Origin of the sequence: Pseudomonas sp. B21-012 (assembly GCF_024749305.1) — a bacterium.
GTDB lineage: Bacteria > Pseudomonadota > Gammaproteobacteria > Pseudomonadales > Pseudomonadaceae > Aquipseudomonas.
In genome coordinates, this window is the sequence record NZ_CP087197.1 from 4612647 (window position 1) to 4628452 (window position 15806).

The window sequence follows — 15806 nt, forward strand, 5'->3', positions numbered from 1 at the left end:
CCAATGGCCACGGCTGATAGCAGCGAGCGCCTGCGCAGCACCATGGCCATGGTGCTGCTGGCCAGCGCACCCGGCTTGCTGACCCTGCTGTGGCTGCATGGCTGGGGGCTGCTGCTGAACCTGCTGCTGTGCGCCGTTGCGGCGCTGGCAACTGAAGCGGCGCTGCTGCGACTGCAACAACGGCCAGGCCTGCCAGCCTTGAACGACGGCAGCGCCCTGGTGACTGCGGTGCTGCTGACAGCGGCACTGCCCGCCTACGCGCCCTGGTGGCTGCCAGTAATTGCCGCCAGCAGTGCCATTGCCCTGGGCAAGCAACTGTACGGCGGCGTCGGCAAGAACCTGTTCAACCCGGCGATGCTCGGCTATGCGCTGGTGTTGCTGTCGTTCCCGCAGCACATGACCCAGTGGCCGGTCACCCAGGTGCTGGGCCTGACCGACACGCTGCAGCAAGTGTTCGGCCTTGATTTGGGCAACCAGCCCGACGCCTGGGCGCAAGCCACGGTACTCGACGGCCTGCGCAACAACCGCAGCCTGACCATCGATGAGTTGTTCGCCAGTCATCCAGGCTTCGGCCACCTTGGCGGTCGCGGCAGCGAATTCGTCAACCTGGCCTTTTTGCTCGGCGGCTTGCTGCTGTTGCACCGCAAGGTCATCAGTTGGCATGCGCCGGTCGGCCTGCTGGCCAGCCTGTTCGTGGCCAGCCTGCTGTGCTGGAACGGCTCGGGCTCGGATTCCAACGGCTCGCCGTTGCTGCACCTGCTGTCCGGTTCGACCATGCTGGTGGCGTTCTTCATTGTCACCGAGCCGGTTTCAGGAGCGAAAAGCCCGAAGGCCAAGCTGCTGTTTGGCGTCGGCGCGGGCTTGCTCATCTACCTGATCAGAACCTGGGGCAGCTACCCCGACGGCGCCGCCTTCGCGGTCCTGCTGATGAATCTTTGTGTTCCGTCCCTGGAGCGCTGGGCAGAACGCGGGCAAACATCATGAGCACCTCGTCGATTCGCACCACCGCCCTACTACTGAGCCTTGCCGTGCTGGCCGTGGGTGGCACGGTGCTTTGGCAACAGTTCACCACCGCGCGCATCACTGCCGCCGAGCAGCAGCTCAAGGCCCAACGCTGGCTGAGCGTGCTGGTGCAGCAGGCCTACGACAACCAACCGCTGCAACAGCCCCTGACTGTGGGCGCCACCAACCTGGACCACAGCCGGCTGCTCGCAGGCTATCTGGCAACCTTGAAAGGCCAGCCGAGCGCCGTTGTGCTACACAGCCAGAGCCAGGGTTACGGCGGTCCGCTGGACCTGCTGATTGCCATTGATGAGGGGGGGCGCCTGATCGGCGTCAAGGTGCTGCAACAACAGGAGACGCCAGGCCTGGGCGGCAAGCTGGTGGAACCCGGCAACACCTGGCTGCAAGGCTTTGTCGGCAACAGCCGGCAAAACACGCCTGATTCAGCCTGGGCGCTCAAGCGTGACAACGGCCAGTTCGATCAGTTGGCCGGTGCCACCGTCACCTCCCGCGCCGTCATTCAAGCCACCCACGATGCCCTGCGCTATTTCGACGAGCATCGCCAACAGTTGCTAAGCGCAGGTGCGGATGAATAGGCAATGGCTCGCTGCAATAAGCCTGGCGCCCGTGCTGGGCGCCACCCAGACATTGCTGCAGGCCAGCACCATGGCGCTGCTAAGCCTGGTGGCCGTCGGCCTGCACCGTCTGTGCATGACACCCCTGCGCAAACAGCTGGACGCTGGCGCCCGCCTGTTCGCAAGCGTGCTGATGGCCGCCCTGCTGGTCACCTGCCTTGAGCTAGGCTTGCGCGCCTGGGCCCTGCCGCTGGCACTGGAGCTGGGCCGCTATCCGGCATTGATCGCCGTGCAATGCCTGCTGTTCGAGCTGGCCCTGGGTAACAGTGCCCGCTGGCGTACCGCAGCTACCACACTGGCAGCATTTGCTGCGCTGTGCATGGCCGCAGGGTTCACGCGCCAGCTGCTCAATGAGTTTGCCAACCTGCGCCTGGCCGGCATGTTGCCCGGCGCCCTGATCCTTCTGGGCCTGATACTCGCCCTGTATAACCGGGTTTGCCAACGGCGAGCCCTTTCCCGTCGTCAAGGAACGCTTTGACCCCATGAATGCCGCCAAACGCCTGGAAATTTTTCGCAGGTTGCATGAAGACAACCCCGAGCCGAAAACCGAGCTGGCCTACACCAATCCTTTCGAACTGCTGATTGCGGTCATCCTCTCGGCACAGGCTACCGACGTCAGCGTAAACAAGGCCACGGCCAAACTGTACCCGGTCGCCAATACCCCGCAAGCCATCCATGCCCTGGGTGTTGACGGCCTGTCGGAGTACATCAAGACCATCGGCCTGTACAACAGCAAGGCGAAAAACGTCATCGAAACCTGTCGCCTGCTGATGGAGCAACATGGCAGCCAGGTACCAGAAACCCGCGAAGCGCTTGAAGCACTACCCGGGGTTGGCCGCAAGACCGCCAACGTGGTGCTCAACACCGCCTTTCGGCAACTGGCCATGGCCGTTGATACGCATATTTTCCGGGTCAGCAACCGCACCGGCATTGCCCCGGGCAAGACCGTTCTGGAAGTTGAAAAGGCCTTGATGAAGTTCGTGCCCAAGCCGTACCTGCTTGACGCCCACCATTGGTTGATCCTGCACGGGCGCTATGTGTGCCAGGCGCGCAAACCCCGTTGCGGTAGTTGCCGGATCGAAGATTTGTGCGAGTACAAGCAGAAAACTTCGGACGATTGAGCCGATAGTGAAAAGACAGCTTGGTCGATTGAAAAAATCTTTTTTACCCGGTCAAAATTTCTCGCTATAAGGTGCGCCAATGGCCCTCTTGGCTTGGAGTGACTTATGAGCACCGATAAAGAAGACCTGGTTGTAGATGACGACCTCGTCACTGACGAGGCAGACGACGAGCCCGTTGTTGAAGTGGCAAAAACCAACCTGAGCAAACGCCGCACCATCGACAACCTGCTGGAAGAACGTCGCTTGCAAAAACAGCTGGCCGATTACGACTTCGACCTCTGAAGGATCGATACCGACAGATCACAAAAGCCTCCTTGATGGAGGCTTTGTTGTTTCTGGGCGTTTCAAACAAGCCCGTTGCGCTGGGCCAGTTCGATCAGGTCAACCAACGAGCGAGCATTGAGTTTGAGCAATAGTCGCGTCTTGTAGGTACTCACCGTCTTGTTGCTGAGGAACATGCCATCGGCAATCTCCTTGTTGGTTTTTCCGCGGGCCAGTTGCTGCAGCACCATCATCTCCCGGCCCGACAAACGCTCGACCATGTCCGCCTCACTGGCGCCGCCCAGGTTCGAGCGAACCGAATGCAGTGCCTGGTTGGGGAAGTAGCTATACCCGGAAAGCACTGCCTTGATAGCGCTAAGCAACTCGGTCAGGTCCTGCTGCTTGCAGACATAGCCTGCAGCCCCTGCCTGCATGCAGCGCATGGAAAAGTGCCCGGGCGCCTGCGAGGTCAGTACCAGCACCTTGATGCTGGCATTGTTGGCGGTCAGCCGGGCGATCACCTCAAGGCCGTCAAGTTTGGGGATGCCGATGTCCAGGATAACGATATCCGGACCATGCTCGCGTGCCAGCTGCAATGCGTCCACGCCGTTATCCGTCTCGGCAATGACTTCATAACCATGCCGCTCCATCAACATGCGTACAGCCAGGCGAATGACCGGATGATCATCCACGATCAGGACTTTATTCATGGGCAAAATCCAATTGTTCGCTGTTCTATTTTTTGAGCCAGCACAATAGCCTAGTTACACGACATATTGTATTGCGCCATTAACAAGCAAATGCACACAAGGACACAACCTACAACCATTAAAGAATTATCCTACAAGCGGGAATTACCAATAATTCTTTAAGGAATCAACATCTCGCTGGTAATTGCAGACCGTGTAAAGGCCGTAAAAAACTTTCTCTATCACGGTAGCACCAGAGAATAAAATAACCTATAAAACCTAGCCTTATTACCTGAAGGAAATATCCTATAGACCTGTTTGATAAAACCAATATTGCAATTTGTGTATAATCGTTACATATCAGCACTGGACACATTACCCAACCGAGAAACACAGCATGCTGCCTGGCATGGCGCAGCCCATGTAAACCTCGCAGCTACTGCGAACTTGCCCCGGTGGGCACATGGGAATCCTGGATGAGCAAAATCGAGCCGAAAAGCCCTTTGACGATCATTGCGATTTTCGCCGGCATCATCGAAGCCTCGGCGCTAGCCTCGCTGCCATTTCTGGGTGAAGACAGCCAGGGTATTTATACCTGGTTCCTGGTGGGCTTTCCGTTCTTCCTCACGGTATTGTTCTTCCTGACCCTTAACTTCAACTACAAATCGCTTTACTCACCTGAGTTGAACGAACCGACACCAGGCGTTATTCCAACACCTGACACTGCCGATGCAAAAACTACTCTTGAGTCTCCACCCCCCGTCCTTGTTACTTCCAGTTCGGTTGATACTCCAGCCGACTGCCCCATAGAAACTCCGGAAGCAATCGAAACAGCGAAAGTACCCGCCATTAATAGCGGATGCACTACCATCACGATTACCCTGCGCGGCCCCGCAGCGGCTGACTTGATAAGCTACTTCGCCTTGCACGCACTCAAATCCCCGCCCGCACCGGACAGCAAATGGATTTTGTGCAATCTCGAAAGCAGGAGGCAAACCGTGTTGCTGACGCGGCCGTTGAATGGTCCGGCACACTAATCTTCAGGCAAAAAAAACCCCGGCACAGGCCGGGGTTTTTCTGCACAACAAGCCTCAGACCAGCTTGCGGCCCTTGTTCGCAGCAATACGCATGCGCAGGGCATTGAGCTTGATGAAGCCCGCTGCGTCGGCCTGGTTGTAGGCGCCGCCGTCTTCTTCGAAGGTGGCGATGTTGGCGTCGAACAGCGAATCGTCGGACTTGCGGCCGGTGACGATGACGTTGCCTTTGTACAGTTTCAGGCGCACGACACCGTTCACGTTGACCTGCGAAGCGTCGATCATCTGTTGCAGCATCAAACGCTCAGGGCTCCACCAGTAGCCGGTATAGATCAGGCTGGCGTACTTGACCATCAGCTCATCTTTGAGGTGAGCGACTTCGCGGTCCAGGGTGATCGACTCGATCGCCCGGTGGGCGCGCAGCATGATGGTGCCGCCTGGAGTTTCGTAGCAGCCGCGGGACTTCATGCCGACGTAACGGTTTTCGACGATGTCCAGACGACCGATACCGTTCTCGCCGCCGATGCGGTTGAGGGTAGCCAGCACCGTGGCCGGCGACATTTCAACGCCGTCCAGAGCAACGATGTCGCCGTTGCGGTAGGTCAGTTCCAGGTAGGTCGGAACGTCCGGGGCGGTTTCTGGCGACTTGGTCCAGCGCCACATGTCTTCTTCGTGCTCGGTCCAGGTATCTTCCAGCACGCCGCCTTCATACGAGATGTGCAGCAGGTTGGCGTCCATCGAGTACGGCGACTTCTTCTTGCCGTGACGTTCGATCGGGATGCCGTGCTTCTCGGCGTAGTCCATCAGTTTTTCACGGGACAGCAGGTCCCATTCACGCCATGGCGCGATGACCTTGACGCCTGGCTTGAGGGCGTAGGCACCCAGTTCGAAACGGACCTGGTCGTTGCCTTTGCCGGTGGCACCATGGGAAATGGCATCGGCGCCGGTTTCGTTGGCGATTTCGATCAGGCGCTTGGCGATCAGCGGACGAGCGATGGAAGTACCCAGCAGGTACTCGCCCTCGTAGACGGTGTTGGCGCGGAACATCGGGAACACGAAGTCGCGTACGAACTCTTCGCGCAGGTCATCGATGTAGATTTCCTTGACGCCCATGGCCTGGGCCTTGGCGCGGGCCGGTTCGACCTCTTCGCCTTGTCCAAGGTCAGCGGTGAAGGTCACCACTTCACAGTTGTAGGTATCCTGCAGCCACTTGAGAATCACCGAAGTATCAAGGCCGCCGGAATACGCCAGTACGACCTTTTTTACGTCCGCCATGCCATCACTCCACGGGGTTGTACGGAAAGCCGTCGATTCTACCGGCCTTGCGACAAAATTTACAGTGGGGCGACAGCTTGTGACGACAAAGCGACAGGAACTGTCGAGAGCGCGACGGACGGTCGCACCTCAGGACTTGGCGACGGGCTTCGCGGTACTGGCTGCGGCAGCAGGTGCGGCCGGTGGTTTGGTTGCAGGTTCAACGGGCTTTTCCAGCGGCTTTTCGACAGGCGTAACCCGATCAAGCTGAATATTCACCCGTCGGTTGCGCGCGCGGTTGGCTGCGCTGTTGTTGCGCGCCAGCGGGTAACGCTCGCCATGGAAGCGCACGGTGATCTGCTCTTCGGGAATACCGTGGGCCTTGAGGTACTCCATCACCGCCAGTGCCCGGCGCCGCGACAGGTCGCGGTTGGTCAGGCGGTTGCCGCTGTTGTCGGAGTGGCCGTCGAGTTCGATATGGTTAACAGTGGGGTCGGCCTTGAGGAAGTCGAGGATCACGTCCAGGCGTGCCCGGGCATCGGCATCCAGGTCAATGCCGCCGCCCGGAAAGCCGACCCGCGCCTGACGCACCTGGTCATAATTCATCGGCAAAAGTTTTGCCGCGCAGGCCTGATAGTCGCCGTAGGCCTTGCTGAACTTGACCGGCAACACCCGCACTTCCATGGTCCGCCCGGCTTCACCGGCGTAGTTGCGCACCACGATGCTGCGGCCATCGAGCAGGCCGTTGATCAAGCGGCTGGCCTGGCCCTGGGAACTGGTAAAAAGCACGCCGCTGCGGGCCATGCGCACCGCGCCCAGGTTGATATCGCCACGTCCGGGCTGCCACGGCGCGGCCGCCGCCAGCAGGGTGGCGGAACCGGCACCGAGGACGTTACTGCTTGAGCGCAGCTGGAAAGTTGGCTGCTCGCCGGCCCGGCGAACGAACTCGCCGCTGCCGAAATCGGCAATGGGTTGAACCAGCCGACATTCGAACTGATCGCCTTCGACCTTCCACTCGACGTTCTCCAGACGGGTCTGGAAAGTGAGTGCCATGGCGGGCATGCTGGCAAACACACTGAGCAGGGCTAGATAACGCTGGCGCACGGGCGGCTCCACAGATTTTCACGGTATACCTGCACGCTATCGGTCGGTCGCGGCAAAACTTGATAGCGAGTGCTCGTAACCGGCTTTTCCGGTAGCATTCACCTTGAGTTCGACCCGCCTGGAATCCCCAATGTCCGACCGCCTGACCCTCCTGCGTCCCGACGACTGGCACATCCATCTTCGTGATGGCGCTGTATTGCCGCATACCGTCGGTGACGTTGCGCGCACCTTTGCCCGCGCAATCATCATGCCCAACCTGGTACCACCGGTGCGCAACGCCGCCCAAGCCGGTGCCTACCGTGAGCGCATCCTTGCCGCACGCCCTGCCGGCAGCCGTTTCGAGCCGCTGATGGTGCTGTACCTCACCGACCGCACCCAGCCCGAGGAAATCCGCGCGGCCAAGGCCACCGGTTTTGTCCATGCCGCCAAGATGTATCCGGCCGGCGCGACGACCAACTCCGATTCCGGCGTGACCAGTGTCGACAAGATCTTCCCGGTGCTCGAAACCATGGCCGAGGTCGGCATGCCACTGCTGGTGCACGGTGAAGTAACGCGCCCCGAGATCGACGTGTTCGACCGCGAGAAGCTGTTCATCGACGAGCACTTGCGCCGTGTGGTCGAGCGCTTCCCGACCCTCAAGGTGGTGTTCGAACACATCACCACCAGCGAAGCCGTGCAGTTCGTCAACGAGGCCCCGGCCAACGTCGGCGCGACCATCACTGCCCAGCACCTGCTGTACAACCGCAACCACATGCTGGTGGGCGGCATTCGTCCGCACTTCTATTGCCTGCCGATCCTCAAGCGCAACACCCACCAGGTGGCTTTGCTGGACGCCGCCACCAGCGGCAGCAGCAAGTTCTTCCTCGGTACCGACTCGGCGCCACATGCCCAGCACGCCAAGGAAGCCGCCTGTGGCTGTGCCGGCTGCTACACCGCCTATGCCGCGATCGAGTTGTACGCCGAGGCATTCGAGCAGCGTAACGCGCTGGACAAGCTCGAAGGCTTCGCCAGCCTGCACGGCCCAAGCTTCTATGGCCTACCGGCCAACACCGATACGATTACCCTGGTCCGCGACAGCTGGACCGCCCCAAGCAGCTTGCCGTTCGGCGAGCAGACCGTTATCCCGCTGCGCGCCGGTGAGCAACTGCGCTGGCGCCTGCTGGAGGAAACTGCGTGAGCGAAGATCAGTACGAAGACGACCAGGAAGGTCATGGCGGCGGTCCGCGCCACCCGATGGCTGAACGCTTTCGCGGTTACCTGCCGGTAGTGGTCGACGTCGAGACCGGCGGTTTCAACAGCGCCACCGACGCCCTGCTGGAAATCGCCGCAGTCACCATCGGCATGGACGAAAAGGGCTTCCTGTTCCCGGAACACACCTATTTCTTCCGCGTCGAGCCGTTCGAAGGCGCCAACATCGAGCAAGCGGCCCTGGAGTTCACCGGGATCAAGCTCGATCACCCGCTGCGCATGGCCGTCAGCGAAGAGTCGGCATTGACCGACATCTTCCGTGGCGTGCGCAAGGCGCTCAAGGCCAATGGCTGCAAACGGGCGATCCTGGTCGGCCACAACAGCAGCTTCGACCTGGGCTTCCTCAATGCCGCCGTGGCCCGCCACGACATGAAGCGCAACCCGTTTCATCCGTTCTCAAGCTTCGACACCGCCACCTTGGCCGGCCTTGCCTATGGCCAGACCGTGCTGGCGCGGGCTTGCCAGAGCGCCGACATCGACTTTGATGGCCGTGAGGCGCACTCGGCGCGTTACGACACCGAGAAGACTGCCGAGCTGTTCTGCGGCATCGTCAACCGCTGGAAGGAAATGGGCGGCTGGCAGGACTTCAACGACTGAAGCCTGTGCACCGCGCATAAAAAAACCGGCCATCAAGGCCGGTTTTTTTATGCCTGGCAATTACAGCTTGCCAGCGTTCTCGCTCAGGTAAGCAGCAACGCCTTCTGGCGAAGCGGTCATGCCCTTGTCGCCTTTTTTCCAGTTGGCAGGGCAGACTTCGCCGTGCTCTTCGTGGAATTGCAGGGCGTCGACCAGACGCAGCAGTTCGTCCATGTTACGGCCCAGTGGCAGGTCGTTGACGATCTGCGAGCGGACAACGCCCTTGTCGTCGATCAGGAACGCGCCACGGAAAGCTACGCCGCCTTCGGACTCTACGTCGTAGGCCTTGGCGATGTCGTGCTTCATGTCGGCAGCCATGATGTACTGGACCTGACCGATGCCGCCGGCATTGATCGGGGTGTTGCGCCAGGCGTTGTGGGTGAAGTGCGAGTCGATCGACACGGCGATCACTTCAACGTTGCGCGCCTTGAATTCGGCCATGCGGTGGTCCAGGGCGATCAGCTCGGACGGGCAGACGAAGGTGAAGTCCAGCGGGTAGAAGAACACCAGGCCGTACTTGCCCTTGATGGCCGAAGCCAGGTTGAAGCTGTCGACGATTTCGCCGTTGCCCAGAACAGCTGGAACGGTGAAGTCCGGGGCATTTTTGCCAACGAGTACGCTCATGCGATATCTCCTGATGGGGTGGAATCATCTTGCACAGGCCAGCGTGCACTGGCCCGGCAGCGAAATGGCCGACCATCATACACCGCCCGGCGCCGCTCGCCGAATTTCAGTCCGAACGCTCGATAATCTGCCGTCGGTCGCTCTAGTTCGCCCATTACAGAAAGAGTTTTGACAAGCATTCTCATTAACATTAAGCTTCTTCGCATTGAGCCTTAACCAGCGATGGTCAGCCCTATGTATGTGTGTCTTTGTGTTGGTGTGACCGACGGACAGATCCGCGATGCGATCTATGAAGGATGCTGCAGCTACAAGGAAGTCAGAAGCGCCACCAACGTGGCCAGCCAGTGTGGCAAATGTGCCTGCCTGGCCAAGCAGGTGGTGCGCGAAACCCTCACCGAGCTTCAGGTCAGCCAGGCTGCCCTGCCCTATCCTGTAGAATTTACTGCAGCATAATTCAACGAATTCCAAGAACCGGACCCAGTGTCCGGTTTTTTTATGCCTGTAATTCAAGTAGTTAGGGGTTTAACGCGGAACACAAACATTCTTATTCCGATTAATTTTCATTTATTATTCAATAACTTAGGTTTGACAGTAGAAGTTGCGGGGCTCAGACTTGCCTTTATAGACACACTTACAGGGCAGGACCCCATCATGAAAGGCGACGTTAGCGTCATCCAGCATCTCAACAAGATCCTCGGAAACGAGCTGGTCGCAATCAACCAATACTTCCTGCATGCGCGCATGTACGAGGACTGGGGTCTGGAGAAGCTCGGCAAGCACGAGTACAAAGAATCCATCGAAGAGATGAAACACGCTGACAAATTGATCAAGCGTATTCTGTTCCTCGAAGGCATCCCCAACGTCCAGGACCTAGGCAAGTTGCTGATTGGTGAACACACCAAGGAAATGCTCGAGTGCGACCTGAAGATCGAGCAAAAAGGCCTGGTCGACCTCAAGGCCGCCATCGCCCACTGTGAGACCGTCGGCGACTTCGGCAGCCGTGAGCTGCTCGAAGACATCCTCGAAGCCGAGGAAGAGCACATCGACTGGCTGGAAACCCAGCTGAGCCTGATCGACAAGGTCTCCCTGGAGAACTACCTGCAGTCGCAAATGGGCGAGTAAGTTCGCTGCCCTGCCCTACAGGCACAAAAAAGCCCCGCACTGCGGGGCTTTTTTTGACCAAACCTGGGGTCAGGCCTTGGCCGCCTCAGCCTTGGCTGCAGCGTCCTTGATCAGGGTCTGCAGTTCGCCGTTGGCAAACATCTCAGCCATGATGTCGGAACCGCCGACCAGCTCGCCGGCAACCCACAGCTGTGGGAAGGTCGGCCAGTTGGCGTATTTTGGCAGGTTGGCGCGGATTTCCGGATTCTGCAGGATATCCACGTAAGCGAATTTCTCGCCGCAACCCATCACGGCTTGCGCCGCCTTGGCCGAAAAACCGCACTGCGGGGCATTCGGCGAGCCTTTCATGTAAAGCAGAATGGTGTTGTTGGCAATCTGCTCTTTGATTGTTTCGATGATATCCATGAAGCACCTCGCGGCTGAACTTTCCGACCTGGTTGTCGGCACGGTGACGCATTGTATCGGAAAGCCGAGCAGGACGCTCGGCCTTGCCGATATCAGGCCGCAACCACCTGCACTGGCACGCCGTTAAGCGCCGCATTACCCGACACCGCATCGAGCTGGCGCTCATCGGTGAGGTCGTTGGCGCTGGCGCCGGGCTGGGCGATTTCCATGCGCACCCCGGCACGGGCATGGCCAAAGCCATGCGGCAGGCTGACCACCCCCGGCATCATGTCGCTGCTGGCCTGCACTTCGACCTCGATTTCGCCGACCCGCGAGCTGACGCGCACACGCTGGCCATCCTGCAACTGGCGACCGGCCAGGTCGTCCGGGTGCATCAACAACTGATGACGGGGTTTGCCTTTCACCAGGCGATGATAGTTGTGCATCCATGAATTATTGCTGCGCACATGGCGGCGCCCGATCAGCAGCAGTTGACCCGCCGCCAGCGGCTGCTGCCCGGCAAAGCGCTGCAGGTCGCCGAGGATCTCCTGGGGTGCGGCCTGAATCCGTTGGTTAGCCGTCTTCAGGCGTGCAGCAAGGTTGGGCTGCAGCGGGCCCAGGTCGATGCCATGGGGGTGCTGGTCGAGAGTCTCAAGCGACAGCTTGAACGCCGAGGCCTCGCCATAGCGGCCCTGGCGCAGGCCGATATCGATCATTTGTGCCGGCGGCAGGGTCGGTTTCAAAGGCTTGTCGCTAAGGGCGGCAAAGGCCTTGGCCAGGCCGACGAAGATTTCCCAGTCATGCAAGGCACCTTCGGGCTTGGGCAGGATGGCCCGATTGAAGCGGCTGACATTGCGCACCGCAAACAGGTTGAAGGTGGTGTCGTAGTGATCGTTCTCCAATGCCGAGGTGGACGGCAGGATCAGGTCGGCGTAACGGGTGGTCTCGTTGATGTACAGGTCGATGCTGAGCATGAACTCAAGACCGTCCAGGGCGCGTTCAAGCTGGCGGCCATTGGGCGTGGACAACACCGGGTTACCCGCCACCGTCACCAGCGCGCGAACCTGCCCCTGGCCTTCAACCAGCATCTCTTCGGCCAGGGCCGCCACCGGCAATTCGCCGCCATACTCGGGCAGCCCCGAGACCCGGCTCTGCCAGGCATTGAAATGCCCGCCTGAAGTACTCGCCACCAGATCCACCGCAGGCTCGGTACACAGCGCGCCACCGACACGGTCGAGGTTGCCGCTGACCAGGTTGAGCAACTGCACCAGCCAGTGGCACAAGGTGCCGAAGGCCTGGGTCGAGACGCCCATGCGCCCGTAGCAAACGGCCTTGTCGGCGCTGGCGAAATCCCGCGCCAACTGGCGTATCACCGTGGCGTCGACACCGCATAGGGCGCTCATGGCCTCGGCGGTGAACGGCGCAATGGCCGCTTGTACCCTGTCCAGGCCATCCACCGGCAAGGCCGAGGGGCGAGTCAGGCCTTCGGCAAACAGGGTGTTGAGCAGGCCACAGAGCAGCGCCGCGTCAGTGCCGGGGCGAATGAACACATGCTGGTTGGCCATCGCCGCAGTCTCGCTGCGGCGCGGGTCGACCACCACCAACTTGCCGCCACGGGCCTGGATCGCCTTAAGGCGTTTCTCGACGTCCGGCACGGTCATGATGCTGCCGTTGGAGGCCAGCGGGTTGCCGCCCAGGATCAGCATGAACTCGGTGTGGTCGATGTCAGGGATCGGCAACAACAAGCCGTGGCCGTACATCAGGTAGCTGGTCAGGTGGTGCGGCAGCTGGTCCACCGAGGTGGCGGAGAAACGATTGCGGGTCTTGAGCAGGCCGAGGAAGTAGTTGCTGTGGGTCATCAACCCGTAGTTGTGCACGCTGGGGTTGCCCTGGTAGACCGCCACGGCGTTCTGCCCATGGGCCTGCTGGATGGCCCAGAGCTTTTGCGCAGCCAGTGCAAAGGCCTCCTCCCAGCTGATGGCTTGCCAGCTGTCACCGACACGCTTGTGCGGCGCGCGCAGTCGGTCAGGGTCGTTCTGGATATCCTGCAGGGCCACCGCCTTGGGGCAGATGTGGCCGCGACTGAAGCTGTCTTCGGGGTCGCCCTTGATCGAGCTGATACGCCGTGGGGCGTCGGGCTCGTGGGTGATTTCCAGGGTCAAGCCGCAGATGGCTTCGCACAGATGACAGGCACGGTGATGCTGGGTCTTGTTCATGGCCACCTCTTGCTCGGGTGTCTGGGATCAACCGACTATGAGCCTGACCCGAGCTTGCGGCCAGTGAGGTTCGTCGCGTGAATCTTCGTCCATCAGGCAAGGCGATTCAGCACAGGCCCGCTACCGGGTTTGCCAAGGCGCTGGCAGGCAGTGTAAAACCCCTGTGTAACGTATAAAAAAAGCTTCTATCCAACGGGTTACGACACTGCCTGAAACATCGGCGACGAAACCCCCTCTTGGTATGACGCGACATTTAATTATAGTATTGCGTCTTCCCCTAATTCGTCGCCCCGTGCGGCTTTCGCCGCAGGTCACTTCCGTTGTTAAAAAAAACCGGTATGGCTGATCTGCGGTCTGTTGCAAAAAGGTAGTCAAACATGAGCGCTAGGCACTTTCTCTCCCTGATGGATTTCACACCCGAAGAACTGCTCAGTGTGATCCGTCGAGGTATCGAGCTGAAGGACCTGCGTAACCGCGGCGTACTGTTCGAACCGCTGAAAAACCGCGTGCTGGGGATGATCTTCGAGAAGTCCTCAACCCGCACCCGCCTGTCGTTCGAAGCCGGCATGATCCAGCTCGGCGGCCAGGCCATCTTCCTCTCGCCACGGGACACCCAGCTGGGCCGCGGCGAGCCGATCGGCGATTGCGCCATCGTCATGTCGCGCATGCTCGATGCGGTGATGATCCGCACCTTTGCCCACAGCACCCTGACCGAATTCGCCGCCAATTCGCGCGTACCGGTGATCAACGGCCTGTCCGACGATCTGCACCCGTGCCAGCTGCTGGCCGACATGCAGACCTTCCTCGAGCACCGCGGCGCCATCCAGGGCAAGACCGTGGCCTGGATCGGCGACGGCAACAACATGTGCAACAGCTATATAGAAGCGGCCATCCAGTTCGACTTCCAGCTGCGCATCGCCTGCCCGGCCGAATTCGAGCCCAATCCGCAGTTCCTGGCCCAGGCCGGTGACCGCGTGCAAATCTTCCGTGAACCCAAAGAAGCCCTGCAGGGCGCCCACCTGGTGAGCACCGATGTCTGGACTTCCATGGGTCAGGAAGAGGAAACTGCACGGCGTCTGGCCTTGTTCGCGCCTTACCAGGTAACCCGCGAACTGCTCGACCTGGCAGCACCCGATGCCCTGTTCATGCACTGCCTGCCCGCCCATCGCGGCGAGGAAATCAGCCTGGACCTGCTCGACGACCCCCGTTCGGTCGCCTGGGACCAGGCCGAAAACCGCTTGCATGCACAGAAGGCGCTTCTCGAATTTCTTGTTGAACCGGCCTATCACCACGCATGAGTCAACCTTTACTGCTTAACCTGCGCGAGCTCGCCTGTGGCTATGGCGAGCAGCGCATCGTCCAGAACCTCAACCTGCACCTGAACGCCGGCGACATCGGTTGTCTGCTGGGCTCCTCCGGCTGCGGCAAGACCACCACCCTGCGCGCCATCGCCGGTTTCGAGCCGGTGCACGAGGGCGAAATCCAGCTGGGCGGCGAAGTCATCTCCAAAGCCGGGTTCACCCTGGCACCGGAGAAACGCCGGATTGGCATGGTGTTCCAGGACTACGCGCTGTTCCCGCACCTGACTGTGGCCGAGAACATCGCCTTCGGCATCGGCAAGCACCCGCAGCAGCGCCAGGTGGTCGACGAGATGCTCGAGCTGGTCAAGCTCGGCGGCCTGGGCAAACGCTACCCGCACGAGCTTTCCGGTGGCCAGCAGCAACGTGTGGCCCTGGCCCGCGCACTGGCGCCCGAGCCACAACTGCTGCTGCTCGACGAGCCGTTCTCCAACCTCGATGTCGAGCTGCGCCGACGCCTGAGCCACGAGGTGCGCGACATCCTCAAAAGCCGCGGCACCAGCGCAATCCTGGTCACCCACGACCAGGAAGAAGCCTTTGCCGTCAGCGATCACGTCGGGGTGTTCAAGGAAGGTCGCCTGGAGCAGTGGGATACCCCCTACAACCTCTACCACGAACCACTGACACCGTTCGTAGCCAGCTTCATCGGCCAGGGCTATTTCATTCGTGGCCAGCTGACCAGCCCGGAGTCGGTACGCACCGAGCTCGGCGAGCTGCGCGGCAACCGCGCCTATACCCTGACGCCCGGCAGCGCCGTGGATGTGCTGCTGCGTCCGGACGACATCATTCATGCACCGGACAGCGAGCTCAAAGCGCTGATCGTCGGCAAGAGTTTCCTCGGCGCCTCGACCCTCTACCGCCTGCAACTGCCGACCGGCAGCCAGCTGGAAGCGATTTTCCCGAGCCACAATGACCATCAGGTCGGCAGCGAAGTGGGGATCGAAGTGGCGGCGGATCACCTGGTGGTGTTTGCCGTGCCTGGCAGTGTCGCAGCGCAGTTGCCGGTGCCGGAGAACGGCGTTCGTCGGTATAGCTCGGCGGTCTGACAGCGGGGCTGCTTTGCAGCCCATCGCCGGCAAAGCCGGCCCCCACAAGGTCTGCGTTCTACCCTGCGGGCG

The 15806-nt window shown here is 60.4% G+C and carries 18 protein-coding genes; 12 read left to right on the forward strand and 6 right to left on the reverse strand.

Annotated elements, in window-relative coordinates; genetic code table 11:
* Nucleotides 1-3: 3 nt before the first annotated feature.
* From LOY37_RS21070 to LOY37_RS21090, 5 genes are all read left to right on the forward strand, one after another.
* Nucleotides 4-984: an RnfABCDGE type electron transport complex subunit D gene (locus LOY37_RS21070; protein ID WP_258715645.1), complete on the forward strand. Its 981-nt coding sequence runs from the start codon at nt 4-6 to the stop codon at nt 982-984.
* Nucleotides 981-1598, forward strand: a complete 618-nt coding sequence (locus tag LOY37_RS21075; protein ID WP_258715646.1) for an RnfABCDGE type electron transport complex subunit G — start codon at nt 981-983, stop codon at nt 1596-1598. Before LOY37_RS21070 ends, LOY37_RS21075 begins: the two co-directional genes overlap by 4 nt.
* Nucleotides 1591-2115 (forward strand): Rnf-Nqr domain containing protein, encoded by a 525-nt coding sequence (locus LOY37_RS21080; protein ID WP_258715647.1) that lies wholly within the window; start codon nt 1591-1593, stop codon nt 2113-2115. Before LOY37_RS21075 ends, LOY37_RS21080 begins: the two co-directional genes overlap by 8 nt.
* A gap of 4 nt (nt 2116-2119) precedes the next feature.
* On the forward strand, nt 2120-2758 hold the full coding sequence (nth, locus tag LOY37_RS21085) for an endonuclease III (RefSeq protein WP_045197747.1): 639 nt from the start codon (nt 2120-2122) through the stop codon (nt 2756-2758).
* 105 nt (nt 2759-2863) lie between these two features.
* Nucleotides 2864-3040: a PA3496 family putative envelope integrity protein gene (locus LOY37_RS21090; protein ID WP_258607824.1), complete on the forward strand. Its 177-nt coding sequence runs from the start codon at nt 2864-2866 to the stop codon at nt 3038-3040.
* Nucleotides 3041-3102: 62 nt separating this feature from the next.
* Here LOY37_RS21090 and LOY37_RS21095 read toward each other — a convergent pair whose 3' ends face one another.
* Complete coding sequence (locus LOY37_RS21095; protein ID WP_045197743.1) at nt 3103-3729, reverse strand: response regulator transcription factor; 627 nt, start codon at nt 3727-3729, stop codon at nt 3103-3105.
* Nucleotides 3730-4184: 455 nt separating this feature from the next.
* On the opposite strand from LOY37_RS21095, the gene LOY37_RS21100 reads away from it, so the two are divergent.
* Entirely contained in the window at nt 4185-4745 is a 561-nt protein-coding gene (locus tag LOY37_RS21100; RefSeq protein WP_258715648.1) for a hypothetical protein, read from the forward strand.
* 54 nt (nt 4746-4799) lie between these two features.
* Here the strand turns inward: LOY37_RS21100 and LOY37_RS21105 are convergent, their stop codons facing one another.
* Both LOY37_RS21105 and LOY37_RS21110 read right to left on the reverse strand, forming a co-directional pair.
* Nucleotides 4800-6017, reverse strand: coding sequence for an argininosuccinate synthase (locus LOY37_RS21105; protein WP_038999115.1), 1218 nt, complete (start codon nt 6015-6017; stop codon nt 4800-4802).
* A gap of 129 nt (nt 6018-6146) precedes the next feature.
* Nucleotides 6147-7100: an OmpA family protein gene (locus tag LOY37_RS21110; protein ID WP_258715649.1), complete on the reverse strand. Its 954-nt coding sequence runs from the start codon at nt 7098-7100 to the stop codon at nt 6147-6149.
* 130 nt (nt 7101-7230) lie between these two features.
* Between LOY37_RS21110 and pyrC the strand changes: the two genes are divergently transcribed.
* Nucleotides 7231-8277 (forward strand): dihydroorotase, encoded by a 1047-nt coding sequence (gene pyrC / locus LOY37_RS21115; RefSeq protein WP_045197738.1) that lies wholly within the window; start codon nt 7231-7233, stop codon nt 8275-8277.
* A 56-nt stretch (nt 8278-8333) separates the two neighbouring features.
* Nucleotides 8334-8945 (forward strand): ribonuclease T, encoded by a 612-nt coding sequence (rnt, locus tag LOY37_RS21120; RefSeq protein ID WP_267954172.1) that lies wholly within the window; start codon nt 8334-8336, stop codon nt 8943-8945.
* A gap of 60 nt (nt 8946-9005) precedes the next feature.
* Here rnt and LOY37_RS21125 read toward each other — a convergent pair whose 3' ends face one another.
* Nucleotides 9006-9608 carry a peroxiredoxin gene (locus tag LOY37_RS21125; protein ID WP_010221038.1) on the reverse strand — a complete coding sequence of 201 codons (603 nt, stop codon included), beginning with the start codon at nt 9606-9608 and terminating at the stop codon, nt 9006-9008.
* A gap of 234 nt (nt 9609-9842) precedes the next feature.
* Here LOY37_RS21125 and LOY37_RS21130 point away from each other — a divergent pair, with 234 nt between their 5' ends.
* Nucleotides 9843-10061, forward strand: coding sequence for a bacterioferritin-associated ferredoxin (locus tag LOY37_RS21130; RefSeq protein ID WP_010221037.1), 219 nt, complete (start codon nt 9843-9845; stop codon nt 10059-10061).
* Between the two features lie 198 nt (nt 10062-10259).
* On the forward strand, nt 10260-10730 hold the full coding sequence (bfr, locus tag LOY37_RS21135) for a bacterioferritin (protein ID WP_045197734.1): 471 nt from the start codon (nt 10260-10262) through the stop codon (nt 10728-10730).
* Between the two features lie 69 nt (nt 10731-10799).
* Here bfr and grxD read toward each other — a convergent pair whose 3' ends face one another.
* Both grxD and LOY37_RS21145 read right to left on the reverse strand, forming a co-directional pair.
* Nucleotides 10800-11135 carry a Grx4 family monothiol glutaredoxin gene (grxD, locus tag LOY37_RS21140; protein WP_045197731.1) on the reverse strand — a complete coding sequence of 112 codons (336 nt, stop codon included), beginning with the start codon at nt 11133-11135 and terminating at the stop codon, nt 10800-10802.
* A gap of 92 nt (nt 11136-11227) precedes the next feature.
* Nucleotides 11228-13330, reverse strand: coding sequence for a molybdopterin oxidoreductase family protein (locus LOY37_RS21145; RefSeq protein ID WP_258715650.1), 2103 nt, complete (start codon nt 13328-13330; stop codon nt 11228-11230).
* Nucleotides 13331-13707: 377 nt separating this feature from the next.
* On the opposite strand from LOY37_RS21145, the gene argF reads away from it, so the two are divergent.
* Entirely contained in the window at nt 13708-14628 is a 921-nt protein-coding gene (argF, locus tag LOY37_RS21150; RefSeq protein ID WP_045197728.1) for an ornithine carbamoyltransferase, read from the forward strand.
* Nucleotides 14625-15734 carry an ABC transporter ATP-binding protein gene (locus LOY37_RS21155; RefSeq protein ID WP_045197726.1) on the forward strand — a complete coding sequence of 370 codons (1110 nt, stop codon included), beginning with the start codon at nt 14625-14627 and terminating at the stop codon, nt 15732-15734. Before argF ends, LOY37_RS21155 begins: the two co-directional genes overlap by 4 nt.
* Nucleotides 15735-15806 lie beyond the last annotated feature (72 nt).

Coding starts and splice junctions, on each gene's coding strand:
- LOY37_RS21070 (WP_258715645.1), top strand. CDS start 4: ATGGCCACGGCTGATAGCAGCGAGCGCCTGCGCAGCACCATGGCCATG.
- LOY37_RS21080 (WP_258715647.1), top strand. CDS start 1,591: ATGAATAGGCAATGGCTCGCTGCAATAAGCCTGGCGCCCGTGCTGGGC.
- LOY37_RS21100 (WP_258715648.1), top strand. CDS start 4,185: ATGAGCAAAATCGAGCCGAAAAGCCCTTTGACGATCATTGCGATTTTC.
- LOY37_RS21075 (WP_258715646.1), top strand. CDS start 981: ATGAGCACCTCGTCGATTCGCACCACCGCCCTACTACTGAGCCTTGCC.
- argF (WP_045197728.1), top strand. CDS start 13,708: ATGAGCGCTAGGCACTTTCTCTCCCTGATGGATTTCACACCCGAAGAA.
- LOY37_RS21130 (WP_010221037.1), top strand. CDS start 9,843: ATGTATGTGTGTCTTTGTGTTGGTGTGACCGACGGACAGATCCGCGAT.
- LOY37_RS21090 (WP_258607824.1), top strand. CDS start 2,864: ATGAGCACCGATAAAGAAGACCTGGTTGTAGATGACGACCTCGTCACT.
- LOY37_RS21145 (WP_258715650.1), bottom strand. CDS start 13,330: ATGAACAAGACCCAGCATCACCGTGCCTGTCATCTGTGCGAAGCCATC.
- pyrC (WP_045197738.1), top strand. CDS start 7,231: ATGTCCGACCGCCTGACCCTCCTGCGTCCCGACGACTGGCACATCCAT.
- LOY37_RS21105 (WP_038999115.1), bottom strand. CDS start 6,017: ATGGCGGACGTAAAAAAGGTCGTACTGGCGTATTCCGGCGGCCTTGAT.
- rnt (WP_267954172.1), top strand. CDS start 8,334: ATGGCTGAACGCTTTCGCGGTTACCTGCCGGTAGTGGTCGACGTCGAG.
- bfr (WP_045197734.1), top strand. CDS start 10,260: ATGAAAGGCGACGTTAGCGTCATCCAGCATCTCAACAAGATCCTCGGA.
- LOY37_RS21155 (WP_045197726.1), top strand. CDS start 14,625: ATGAGTCAACCTTTACTGCTTAACCTGCGCGAGCTCGCCTGTGGCTAT.
- LOY37_RS21125 (WP_010221038.1), bottom strand. CDS start 9,608: ATGAGCGTACTCGTTGGCAAAAATGCCCCGGACTTCACCGTTCCAGCT.
- nth (WP_045197747.1), top strand. CDS start 2,120: ATGAATGCCGCCAAACGCCTGGAAATTTTTCGCAGGTTGCATGAAGAC.
- grxD (WP_045197731.1), bottom strand. CDS start 11,135: ATGGATATCATCGAAACAATCAAAGAGCAGATTGCCAACAACACCATT.
- LOY37_RS21095 (WP_045197743.1), bottom strand. CDS start 3,729: ATGAATAAAGTCCTGATCGTGGATGATCATCCGGTCATTCGCCTGGCT.